This window comes from Aquimarina sp. KJ22-3 (assembly GCF_055808215.1).
The window spans coordinates 5291882-5304468 of record NZ_CM147859.1 but is presented as its reverse complement, the minus strand read 5'-3'; the positions used below and the strand labels follow the sequence as shown (position 1 = coordinate 5304468).

Here is a 12587-nt window from a genome sequence, read left to right as displayed (position 1 = left end):
TAAGAAGACATGCAAAACAAGATATATTTAATTGTATTCCTATTACTTATAGGATACACTGCACAAGCACAATTAACTGATGAGCCTATTGATGGGGGCGGTGGTACCACCAAATATTATTATGATGGAGATAGAGATGGATATGGTAATCCTAACTCTGCATATGTCACTACCCCTACGACCAACTATGTACCCAACAATACCGATTGTAACGATGGTAGTGCAGCAATCAACCCTACTACCCGTTGGTATTATGATGGTGATGGTGATGGTAGAGGGCGTACCAGTCCTATGAAGATTCAGTGTACTAAGCCTACCAATTACGTATTGTATAATGACGATCGGGATGATAATAATCAGTACATCACTCATATCGCTCCACGGTACTTTTATAGAGATGGGGATAATGATACTTTTGGTAATCCTAACAACAGGACATACCGCAGTGTTCGTCCTGGGGGTTATGTGACCAACAATCTGGATTGTAATGATGGTAATGCTGCGATCAACCCCAACAGAGTTTGGTATAGAGATGCCGATAAAGATGGTAGAGGGAATGCAAACTCGACTACTAAGAGTTGTACACAACCTTCGGGTTATGTTAGTAACAATGATGATATTAATGATGGAGACAAATGGATTACTAATATCCCACCCCGTTATTTTTATAAAGATGGAGATACCGATACTTATGGTTCTCCTGCAGCGGCTACACGAGTATATCGTAGTGTTCGTCCAAGTGGTTATGTAACTAACAATAGTGATTGTGATGATGGAAATATAAATATCAATCCTAATACGGTTTGGTACAAAGACGGGGATGGAGACCAGAGAGGAAATCCCTCAATTACCAAAACCCAATGTGGTAGACCGTTAGGATATGTACTGACCAATGATGATATTAATGATGATAACGAATTTATTACCAATATTCCACCTAAGAATTTCTATAGGGATGCGGATAATGATACTTTTGGAAACCCTAATATCAAATACTATCAAAGTTTCCCTCCAGCTGATGGGTATAGCTATGTAACTAATGGTAATGATCGTAATGATAGTACCGAGTTTATCACCAACATTGCACCCAAGAACTTCTATAGAGATGTAGATACGGATACCTATGGAGATCCTAATGCTCGATTTTATTATAGTGCAGCCCCAACAGATGGGTATGCCTATGTACTTAATGGAGATGACTATAATGATAATGATGAGTACATCACCAATGTAGCACCCAAGAACTTTTATAGGGATGCAGATACGGATACCTATGGTAATCCTAGTATCAAATACTATCGTAGTGCTGCACCTGTAGATCAATACACTTATGTGTTAAATGGAGATGATCATGATGATAGTGATGAGTATATCACCAATATTGCTCCCAAAAACTTTTACAAAGATGGGGACAATGATACTTTTGGTAATCCAAACATCAAGTATTACCGCAGTGCACCACCAGCAGATGCATATACTTATGTGCTTAATGGAGATGACTGTAATGACAACAATCCTGCTATCAACCCAAATACCAAATGGTATAGAGATGGTGATAATGATGGTTTTGGTGATCCTGCCGATATCCAAACCAGTTGTACAGCGCCGACAGGGTACGTAGCTAACAATACGGATAACTGTCCAGGAGTATTTGGAGAAAATCAAGGATGTGAATATTCTCCTTATACTTTAAGCTTATCGGATACAGAGACCTATGTATTTACTCGTACCTACCAAACAGCAATGGAATCTCCAAGTGAGATACAGTTCAACAAAGATGTTACAGAAACCGTGACTTACTTTGATGGCTTAGGAAGACCTAAACAACAAACGGCGATTAAAGCCTCACCGACAGAAGCAGACATCATCACACATATGGAGTATGATGAGATCGGTAGACAAGCCAAGGAGTATTTACCTTTTGCTAAGACAAATAATGGAGGCTACACTACAGTAAATGTTACTAACGACATTAACCAGTATTATTTGAATACTTATACAGCAGACTTTGCAGGGATCACGAATCCGGCACAAGTAAATGCCTATAGTGAGACGATCTTTGAAGATTCTCCTTTAAGTAGAGTATTAGAACAAGGCGCACCAGGTAAAGATTGGAAAGCAGACCCTAATAGTGATGCTGATCATACTATCAAATTTGATTGGAGACATAATACGGCCAATGAAGTAGTACGTTTTGATGTTACTTTTACAAATAATGATACCGAGAAACCAGAATTATATCAAGACGGATATTATGCTGCTAATGAGTTGTATGTAAGTATCATCAAAGATGAAAACTGGACACCGGCAGATGGAGATAATCACACTACCAGAGAATACAAAGACAAACAAGATCAGGTAGTATTAAAAAGAAATTATAATAACGGAGAAGCACATGATACCTATTATGTGTATGACAAATACAATAATTTAAGCTTTGTACTATCTCCAAAGGTGACGATTACAGATGGTGTTTCAGCCACCGAGCTTGCCGAACTCTGCTATCAGTATCGTTACGATTATAGAAATCGATTGATCGAAAAGAAGATCCCAGGTAAGGGATTAGAATCTATAGTGTACGACAAACAAGATCGTCCTATCTTAACTCAGGATGCTTTGTTAGCTGCGGACGATATTTGGCTTTTTACCAAATACGATGCTCATGGTAGAGTGGCTTATACCGGAAAGTATACTGATACAAGATCCAGAAAAACCATACAAACAGCAATCAATACCGCTACAGATCCTGTAACCATAGAAAAACGAGGAGCGGAAACTACTGTAAATGGAGCTAAGATCTCTTATAGTAGCGATGCTTTCCCAACAAATAACTTAGAACTATTAACGATCAACTATTATGATGATTATAGTTTTGATAAGACTGGGATTACAACACCACCAGCAAGTATATTTGGTCAGACAGTAACTAACAATACAAGATCGCTAGCTACAGGAAGTAAAGTACGCGTATTAGGAACTGATGATTGGATCACTACAGTAACCTGGTATGATGGTAAAGGAAGACCAATCTATGTAGTCAATAAAAATGACTATCTGGATGCTACAGATATTATAGAGACCCAATTGGAATTTACGGGTAGAGTAGTACAAAGTAAAACCACCCATACCAAAGGTAGTAATGCAGCTATTGTAACGATCGATACTTTTACCTATGATCATACAGGGAGAGTGACTAAACAAACACAATCCATAAATGGACAAGAAGAAACCATTGCAGAAAACAGCTATGATGCCCTTGGGCAATTGATCACCAAAAAAGTAGGTGGTGGATTACAAGATGTGGATTATAAATACAATATAAGAGGATGGCTTAAAAGTATTAATGAAGGTACAACCAGCAATGGAGATATTTTTGGTTTTGCTATTGATTATAATGCGGGCACCAATCCTTTATATAATGGAAATATCACAAAAACATCCTGGAGAACAGCTAATGATAATATTACCAGAAGTTACAATTACAACTACGATCATTTAAATCGTATTCTTAGTGCTACAAGTAATGATGGTAAATATGATCTAAGTAGTGTTTCTTATGATAAAGTTGGAAATATCCTAACATTAAATCGAAAAGGACATACCAATGCTACAGCCACTGCATTTGGGAACATGGATATGTTAGCATATACCTATAATGGAGGTAATAAACTTAAAAAGGTGACCGATACAGCCAATGATGATTTTGGGTTTAAAGACGGAACCAATACAAATGATGATTTTGAGTATGATGCTAATGGCAACATGATCATAGATCGTAACAAAGGGATCTCCTCCATCACCTATAATCATCTAAACTTACCCGAAATAGTTTCGATAAGCAATAGTCATGGTACAGGAACAATTGCTTATATTTACAACGCCGCTGGAGCGAAACAAAAAAAATCGTAACAGAGGGAAGTTCAGTAACAAATTCCGAGTATTCGTCTGGATATGTTTATAAAAATGGGAATCTTGAGTTCTTTAATCAGCCCGAAGGAATTGTAGAAAAAGAAGCAGATGGGTATAAGTATGTGTATCAATTTAAGGACCATTTAGATAACATACGATTGTCCTACTCTGATAAAGACAACGATGGTAATATTACTCAAAATGAGATCGTACAAGAAAAGAATTATTATCCTTTTGGGTTAACGCAAAAAGGATATAATGAAGTGCTTAGAGGGAGAAATCACACGTATGGATTTACCAACAAAGAAGAGCAAGACGAGATCGGCTTGGCTTGGCTTGATATTACAGCACGTAACTATGACCCTGCACTAGGAAGATGGATGAATCTAGATCCCTTGGCTGAGCAAATGCGTAGACACTCACCCTATAATTATGGGTTTGATAATCCGATTTATTTCTTGGATCCTGATGGAATGAAGCCTTTAGGAAGTCAAAAATGTTGTGGAGATGAAAACCCAACTCAAGATTTTAACCCGCTTCCTGGACCGGTAAAAAAATTGGAGCCATTTACCCCTTCTCAAGAAACTCTTGATTTGATAGAAGAAGGAAAGCAATTACTGTCTGATGTTTTTGATTTTAATGCATCAGCTAAAGGAAAAATAGGTGTAGGAGGAAATGTAAATATAGGACCTACTAAGGTTGGAGCAGAAGCAAATGCAATTTCAGTAAGCGGTTCAGTTAATGAAGATGGTGCAAAAGGCAAAATAAGGGTAGTCGATGTAAAAGGAAGTATTCAAGTAGGGCCAAAAGATAGTGACTCAAGTATAACGGCTTTTGGAACTTTTAACGTTGCAGATGTAAATGTTTCTATAGATAAGGATTTGAATGTAGATGGGTCAATAGAAAATGGTGGTTTTGATGGAGATATAGTTACAGGTAAAGGTACTGACCTAAAACTTACTACAAAAGATTTTTTAACTTTTGGACTTGGTGGGAAGATCGGTCCAGTAAAGGTAAGTGGCAGTGTGGATTTGTATAATTTAGGTAAGGGATTAAGTAAAACAATTCAAAGCGGAGTTAGTCTTCTTAATGATTACGTTAATAATGTATTAGATTAGAAAAATGAAAAAGTTAATTGAAAAATATTCAAAAAAACCTGAGAATTTATTTGGTTTATTATTTGCAAACTTTTTGTTTGCGTATATTCCTTTTGCTTTATTAATTGGTGTTTTATCTTTGTTTGGCATAGTTCCTGTTAACTTTAACGGAGAAGAAACTTATGGGATAAAAGGATTTCTTGTAATATTGCTTTTTATACCATTTGTTGTTTTTATATTATCGTTTTTTACTTGGGTTTACTTTATAATTGGAAACTTTTTTCTGAAGTTATTCAAAAAGATATTTTTTTAAATGAAACAGATTATTTTTTTATTTACCATCTTTACAGGATTAAATATAGTAGGACAAACTACAATAAGTAATGATTACTATAGTTTAAAATTACCAAAATCAACATCATATGATAAAGTCAATTCAACTGAAGAAGAACTATCACATGTAGATCTTTATAAGGTCATAGATACAGATAATAATAGAACCAAATATCTAATCTATTTGATGTCGAATCAATTAAAAACTAATATTGAAGGAATCTCTGACTATAATTTTAAGGATTATTTAAAAGATATAGGTAAGGCTGAAGTTTTGATGAGTGAATCAATAACTTTTAAGAATAGGGAATTTTATAAAGTGAAATTAGGGCTAGATAATAATGTAAAGGGATTAATGTATATAACAGCAAAAGAAGGTACTCTATACAGGCTTTTTTCATGTTGCCTAATGAAGAATACTATGAAAAGTATTTAGATGAGATGAATTCTATTTTTGAATCAAATAGTTTATTTTAGCGTAAATCCGTGCATCTAAGAAATAAAAAAGCCAGTTACATAACTGTAACTGGCTTTTTTATTGACAAAGTTTTAAAATATGAAACTAGAACAGCTTATTATTGTAAATAGTGCTTTTATCTTTGTAAGAACTTGTATGGATTGTATATTCTTGCTATCAGAATAACCACATTATTTGGTATAAATTTCAGAATATGTTGGGAGAAATACGTCAGTTAATAACGGAAAAAAGATGTCAAATTAGATTCAATTGGTTTTACGATCCTGATTTTGATACTTCTGATTGGATTACTGGTTTTAATTTTCCAGAAGAGGGATATATTGAGCCAGTGTCTGTTGGACCAATAAGAATAGATAAATGGAAATGGTTAGAAATAAATCCGATCGTAATACAAAAACTAGGGAGATTAATGCCTGAGAAAGAAATTAATCTTACAAAAGAAATAATCAATAAGCTGGAAGAAAATAATATTACTTTCTCTTTCGATGGTCATTTAATAAGAATAGATAATGAAAAGTTTAAATTGGATATTTAGATTTTTTGTGGAAACCCTAGCGCTAGTCTGTGACTAGTGTTGAGAAAGAGTAAGATACAAAGCAACAAGCCAGTTTCAAAAAATGAAATTGGTTTGTTGTATTCTTGGATGACCTGCCCAGTTTTGTGTGAGCAATAGTTATAAACTAACACGGAGCTATACCTAAGAAAAGCTGAAGTTGAAGTTTCAAGAAACGAAGGTTTTAGTTTTAGGTTTATCGTTACTGCGGATATCGAGTTAGAGGCTACAGTTAAGAGTAGTGCTGCTTTTAAATAAATGAAAATGAAAAGAATTAGTTTTTATTTAACCAATGTTTATAAGTTTTTAGCATATTCCAAAAGCTTGACTTTCTTGCTTATATGTTTATTTTTTACTTTTGGAAATCATCTTACAGTTATTTTGATTTCTTCAGGATTGTCATTAGCTCTTTTCACAATTGGAAGAAGCTTAAAGAATGTTTATTGCCATAGAGAGAGTCTAATTGTTAAAGGTTTTTTTAGTAAAAGAACCGTAGATTTTAGCCAAATTAAAAAAGTAACTAACTTCTTTTCAATGTGCCATGTAAAATTGCATGGTGGTTCTAGTTTCGTGTTCATTACCGATAAAGAATTTAGTTTAGAGCAGTTTTCTAATTTAGGGGGTACTTACAATAATTGATAATATAAGATGTATTAATTTTTTCCTTTAGACTTTTTACAACATCTATTTGAAAAACTCAATGAAAAGCAGTTAATAGAAATCGCTAAAAAATTAAGTTTTTGAATTAAAAATGCCTAGAGTTCTATCCCAAAAAAGTAAACACGTCGTCATTTTAATCACTTTATAAAATGAAAAGAAATAACAATGACATTTTAAAAGTTATAGTGTTTATAATTTTTATACTCTTCTTTTTGACCTTGTATTTACTAGAAGAAAAGATGTAAGAAACCGAAGTTTCAAAATAAACAGTATCTAATTAAAGATATCTTATTAAGATAAATGTGGTTTCCCGTAACATCAGTAAGTATAACTTTCTGAAATTACTTTTAAAAAGCAAAGAGTAGGTTATATGAAGGATTTATTTTTTAAGTACAAAGAGTTATTGTTTCGTGCAGAAGTAGGTGTTTTAAAAAAGAAAAATTTGTTGGATCACCCAAGAAAGACATATCAGGTAATGGGTAAGCAGAAATATGGTAGATTAATTCAGGATGAATTTCTGGATCATAATAATACTATAATTTACTATGTAGAGTATTTTATTTCTTACGATCATTCTTATCAATACATTTCTATAAAGGATGTGGAGCAATCTGTTGATTATGAACATGAAGAGCTAATATAGTACCAAAAAGCATCACAAAACTTCATTTTATCGATAAAATATGTTTTTTGTCGATAAAACAACCTCTTGCACATTTAGAATTTGCGGTAAAACTGTAATCGTATTGTATATTTGGGTATAGAATTAGATAATATAGAATTGTTTATACATCGCTCGTCAAAATACGATTACTTTTACCCTCAAAATTACCCTGAATTTAACTTAACGAAAACCTCTTTTCTGAAAAGGAGGTTTTTTTTATTGATTGAATTTTTCAGTAGTGTTAATCTGGTAGTTAGTTTACGAGGATTAAAAAACTTTTACAAATTGCTAATACTCAATGTGTATATATAAGAACTCCATTAAGTTGTTTTTTTAACCCGTAAAAACTTTGTGGGATAACAGTTTGCGATTTTGTTTTGAATTCTTTTATATTGCTATTGTTTCATATATGTCTCATCGTTTATTTTAGTCGTCCCTTACAATTTTTCGCACTTCTTAAAACCCTGACTAATTGAAACGATGAGATTTTTTCTTTAAAAGGGACTTTAGTAAAATACCACTATAAAAAAGGAATCACATTGCTAAGGATAAGATGATTGCTTTTTTCTGTCTTGAATTTTAAAGTAAATTTCCGTGGTAGTTTTGGCTATCCCTACTAAAAGAGAAACTCCAAAAAGTATTTTTAGCGTTGTGGTTAGTGCATCAGGTCTGGTGATATCTTTTAAAAGAGATTTGTTCATTGTTTGAAGTTTTTGTTAGGATTTCCATGCATCGCGCACTTTTTTGCAGGATTCAATCATACCGGCTGTAGCACTAAGGAAATACTTAGAGACATACAGAAAGCCAAATACTGTTCCAGCAATGACTACTGTTTTTGTAATGGTTTTTACAAGAGGCTTGTCAGAAAACTCATCGCTGCGACTAGTTGGAATTCTTTGATAAGTCTTATCACTGGAGATTTTTCTTTTGGTTCTTCTTTTTTCCATAGTTTTTGATCATATGATACACGATATAGAGACAAATTCCAGAGCCTGTAACCATCAATGCATTTTTAAACAATTGATTTTGATTTGTCAATTGAATACACTGATGTTTATAAAACGAAAGCTCTGTAGGTATATCTCTTGCAATTTGTAATTCAGAACAATCCAATAGATTTTTGGGCAGTGTCATTGAGATTTAATTTTAAGAGGTTTTTCTAATGATAAAAGCTTGGTCTTGAACATCTGTAATTCCATATTCATAGACACAATTCCAGAGTATACCCTCAATTTCTATGTTATGGGTAAACACCCCAAAATGATACCCTGCTCCAAGTAAGAAGTCACGACTTCGTTTTACACTTTCCTGCTCACCAAGAATGGTCCGTAATACTTTTCGGTTTTTATCAAGCGCTCTGTTAATAGAAGCCATGGCATTTCTTTTTTGCCTGGCTCTTTCATTGTTAAAGCGAATTTGATTTTCTTTGCACTGAAATTTTTGATTGCTTCGGTGCTTGGTAAATTCTTGATTGGTCCAGGGGTCGATTCCTTTAAGTTCCATAGTTTTGATTTTAGGGCTAAGATATCTGAAAAACCCTTGAAAAAAAGCAGTTTACCTTCAAGTGAACGTCATACAACGAAATACAACACGATCTAACATAGGGTAGGATACATCCAATCATATTTCAGAGACAGATAACGAAAAGAATAGCAGCTAAAATGTGATAATCTATATTAATTTGGATTTTGAGCACTTTCTTTGGCATTTTTACATCTCTGCACCCTGGTAAAGTAATATATATTACTTTACCAGGGTGCAGAGATGTATGCCTTGAACCTGAAAATTTCCAGGTTTTCAAAACGTTTTTAAGAAAATTTCATTTGCGAGGTTGGATTTTCAATGGGCTGCAAACGATAAAAAATTTCTCTTCCATTTTGAGTTTTTACTAATTGGCAGGGAACATTATTGGTATCTGGAATTTCATAATAGTTGCTGCACAATTCTTTAAGCCGTTCTCGGATAGTACGATCCCCGCAAGAAAAGGTCTGACAAAGATCAGCAATTAAGGTTTTTCCAGATACCCTTCCGGTAACATAGGAAGATAGAAATTCCATGATTTCTCCAAGATTCCCCTTTTTACTTTGAACTACTGTAGATACTGGCAAAACGTTGGAATCTGCCAGGATCAATCGTTTGGTGGTTTCACAAAATTCTACTGTTGCTGGCAAAGGTCTTTTTCCATTTCGGTTTTTAGGGAAATGAATCAGGATTAAATCGGAGACTTCAGGTTGTTTTTCATTCTCGAAAGCGGTTCTGAAAGTAAAGGTAGATTTATTCCCTATTTCAGTTCCCAAATGTCCTCTAGGTTTTCCTTCGGTTTGTGTTGGGTTTTCATGAATCACAGCGATAAAAGAAACTTGTTTTTCTCGCTTATTAATCTCGTCATTCAGCTTGTCGTTAATCAGCAAGCTATCTTGAGTGCTATTAAAATCCATCACACAGTCTGAAATCACATCAAGAATCACTACCAGGTGTTCATCATTGATTTTCTTTTGCACATGATCCATAAATTCACATAAGGCTTCAAAGCGTTGAGGGCGTGGGGTATTCACCAAGGAAGTATAATGGAAATTCCATGGTTTTTCCATAATTCCATAACCAGCATCAAGTTGAATTTCTTGTAGTGCCTTTGGCAATTGATGCGCAAGATTCCGCTCGGTATCTACATAGCATACATGACAGGGAATCTCCGGATTACGAATAAACCCTAATAGTTCATTGGTACACGCTTCTTTTTTAAGTAAAGCACTACATAAGGTTTGTGCTAACCTGCTTTTGTGTGTTCCTGATTTTCCTTGTATTAAATGAATACTTTGTGCAAAAATCACACCTTCTCCCTTATGAGTAACTAATGAAGGAATTTCCTGAATTTCAGAAGCGATAACCTTACTGAGTTCTTGCTCAACCTGGCAAAGTATTGTCAGATACTTAGTTGTTATGGTTTCCTTTTTTTCGGGAGGTGGAAATAGTTGAAAAGTATCATTGGAAACTGCTTTTCCACTTTTGACAAAATCAGAAAAATCTTTTCCATCATGGGTAGCAAGTTGTGGTAGTGTCGCTCGATATAGTTGAAACTTCGCAGCGAGTTTTTGAGATTGTGCTTCTCCGGTATCATCATTATCGTAGAGCACAATGACTTTATCAAACCTGCCTTTTAGTTCTTTTATTAAATCGGGATGAGGAAGTGAGGTTTCACTATTAAAACAGATGGCATAATACCCTTTGGTAAATAAACTCATAACATCTTTTTCACCCCCGGTGATAAACAATTGCTTTCCCTTTTGAGGTAATTGTGTATATCCGAAGACATAATCTTCGGGTTTATCCCCGATCCATGAAAATTTATATTTTTTGGATAAAGGTTGATATAACTTATAGCAATCTTTAGTCACCTGATAGGCATAGATAGGATTTTGGGGTATAGTCCGTATAGCAATAGGATCATTGTTTTCTTTATACCGAGTCATTTTTGCTACAGGAAATACCCTAAAGTGATGTAGGTGTTTGGGAAGAATACCATAAGATTTCCAATACGCCATATTTTGGTTATTCCACGAGGTATCTAATTCAATTTGTGGTTTCTTTTTAGGACTAGCAGATACCAACCCTAAATTAAAATCGGTGTTAATTACTTCTAAGGCTTGTTTAAAAGAAATGTTTTTAAGTTTCATAATCAGATCAAAAACACTTCCGTCACAGCTATCATCTGCAAAGTCTTTATATCTCCAAACACCACCCTTAGCCGGATAGATATTAAAAGAAGGAGTTTGTTGCTTTTCTAAGAGAAAAGGATTGGAAATATGCTTTCCTTTTTTAAGGGTGCCATAATTATGGTAAGGTTGTAAATAGTGATTTATTAAAGTATATGAATCTGTAAGTTGGATAATATTCTCTTTATTTAAAAGGTTATGGGTATTCATAATTTTTTTCGTTTGCGATTAATAATTTGCAAGAGGCCAAAAGCACTATCATATTGGGGGGAGTTACTTAAGCAGGTATATCCATTGATAGGAATACCACTCTGATTAGTAAACTCTTCAATATGATATGCTTCCTTTCTTAGGCGGACAGGTTTTGACAAGGGTTATAGCGCAGTATCTAGATCATAATTCATATCTTTTTCACAGAGTTGAAGGATCAGTAGGATAACATAAGGTTTGTAGTAAAAAATACTACCCTCAATTCTTATGGGCACTAATGGTAGTTTCCCGGATTTTTGAAGTCTACCCAATTTTTGTCTAGAGATAGGTGGACTAAAGAGTTTCCCTACCTCACTGATGCTTAAAAACAAAGCCCCTGGATTGATTAACTCATTTGGATTTTTCATGACCTGGGCGATTTTAAATAGTTAGAGGCTTCTAGTTCATCGGCAACAGCAGGTTTCCCATCATGAATCCACTGGATCAATGCTTTTTTAGAAAAGGTAAGTGGTTTTCCACGAGAGAGTGTGGGTATTTCATAGCGACTGATCTTGGAATACATCGTTGGTTTGCTATATCCAACCAGGGCGCAAGCTTCATCGATAAAGATGATATCCTGATCAGCCTTGGGTTTACCTACTCCTTGATGTAATAAGGCATTTTGTACTTCTCTTTTTACAATTTGTCGGTTTAGTTCAGTAAACTCTTCTACGGTAAGAGCATACAAGGGTTTTAATAAATTGCTCATTATCTACTTTTTTTGTGATTTATAATGAGCATTGCGCAATGCTTTGTTTTTACTAGATATCTGGTGCTAAATAACAGAAGATATCAAAGCAAAAAGAAGGATGACAAGGCGTTGCATAGCATGCATGTTGCATGGATATGTTAAATGCTGAAAGCATGAGCGCTTTGAGGGTTATGCTACCCCTAAAAAGTTACAACCATGCATGAAGTATAATGGTAATAC

13 protein-coding genes are annotated in these 12587 nt (G+C 34.3%); 7 read left to right on the top strand and 6 right to left on the bottom strand.

Annotated elements, in window-relative coordinates:
* Positions 1-9 precede the first annotated feature (9 nt).
* The 7 genes from AC0L3Q_RS24525 (at position 10) to AC0L3Q_RS24495 (ending at position 7673) form a co-directional block, all read left to right on the top strand.
* Positions 10-3909, top strand: coding sequence for a DUF6443 domain-containing protein (locus AC0L3Q_RS24525; RefSeq protein ID WP_473283824.1), 3900 nt, complete (start codon positions 10-12; stop codon positions 3907-3909).
* A 158-nt stretch (positions 3910-4067) separates the two neighbouring features.
* Positions 4068-5027: an RHS repeat domain-containing protein gene (locus AC0L3Q_RS24520; protein WP_473283821.1), complete on the top strand. Its 960-nt coding sequence runs from the start codon at positions 4068-4070 to the stop codon at positions 5025-5027.
* Between the two features lie 4 nt (positions 5028-5031).
* Entirely contained in the window at positions 5032-5319 is a 288-nt protein-coding gene (locus AC0L3Q_RS24515; protein WP_473283818.1) for a hypothetical protein, read from the top strand.
* Positions 5320-5775 carry a hypothetical protein gene (locus AC0L3Q_RS24510; RefSeq protein ID WP_473283815.1) on the top strand — a complete coding sequence of 152 codons (456 nt, stop codon included), beginning with the start codon at positions 5320-5322 and terminating at the stop codon, positions 5773-5775.
* A 235-nt stretch (positions 5776-6010) separates the two neighbouring features.
* Positions 6011-6352, top strand: coding sequence for a DUF6678 family protein (locus tag AC0L3Q_RS24505; RefSeq protein ID WP_473283812.1), 342 nt, complete (start codon positions 6011-6013; stop codon positions 6350-6352).
* Positions 6353-6634: 282 nt separating this feature from the next.
* Positions 6635-7009 carry a hypothetical protein gene (locus AC0L3Q_RS24500; protein WP_473283810.1) on the top strand — a complete coding sequence of 125 codons (375 nt, stop codon included), beginning with the start codon at positions 6635-6637 and terminating at the stop codon, positions 7007-7009.
* 391 nt (positions 7010-7400) lie between these two features.
* Positions 7401-7673: a hypothetical protein gene (locus AC0L3Q_RS24495; RefSeq protein WP_473283808.1), complete on the top strand. Its 273-nt coding sequence runs from the start codon at positions 7401-7403 to the stop codon at positions 7671-7673.
* Between the two features lie 563 nt (positions 7674-8236).
* Here the strand turns inward: AC0L3Q_RS24495 and AC0L3Q_RS24490 are convergent.
* The 6 genes from AC0L3Q_RS24490 to AC0L3Q_RS24465 all read right to left on the bottom strand — a co-directional run bounded on the left by AC0L3Q_RS24490 (position 8237) and on the right by AC0L3Q_RS24465 (position 12365).
* Positions 8237-8395 (bottom strand): hypothetical protein, encoded by a 159-nt coding sequence (locus AC0L3Q_RS24490; RefSeq protein ID WP_473283806.1) that lies wholly within the window; start codon positions 8393-8395, stop codon positions 8237-8239.
* A gap of 15 nt (positions 8396-8410) precedes the next feature.
* Positions 8411-8641 carry a hypothetical protein gene (locus tag AC0L3Q_RS24485; RefSeq protein WP_473283803.1) on the bottom strand — a complete coding sequence of 77 codons (231 nt, stop codon included), beginning with the start codon at positions 8639-8641 and terminating at the stop codon, positions 8411-8413.
* Between the two features lie 199 nt (positions 8642-8840).
* Complete coding sequence (locus AC0L3Q_RS24480; protein WP_473283800.1) at positions 8841-9197, bottom strand: hypothetical protein; 357 nt, start codon at positions 9195-9197, stop codon at positions 8841-8843.
* Between the two features lie 305 nt (positions 9198-9502).
* Positions 9503-11617: a toprim domain-containing protein gene (locus tag AC0L3Q_RS24475; protein WP_473283797.1), complete on the bottom strand. Its 2115-nt coding sequence runs from the start codon at positions 11615-11617 to the stop codon at positions 9503-9505.
* A 164-nt stretch (positions 11618-11781) separates the two neighbouring features.
* A complete protein-coding gene (locus AC0L3Q_RS24470) occupies positions 11782-12024 on the bottom strand; it encodes a hypothetical protein (RefSeq protein ID WP_473283793.1) in 243 nt (80 codons plus the stop codon).
* Positions 12021-12365: a helix-turn-helix domain-containing protein gene (locus tag AC0L3Q_RS24465; protein WP_473283790.1), complete on the bottom strand. Its 345-nt coding sequence runs from the start codon at positions 12363-12365 to the stop codon at positions 12021-12023. The genes AC0L3Q_RS24470 and AC0L3Q_RS24465 overlap by 4 nt, the downstream gene beginning before the upstream one ends.
* Between the last annotated feature and the right edge of the window lie 222 nt (positions 12366-12587).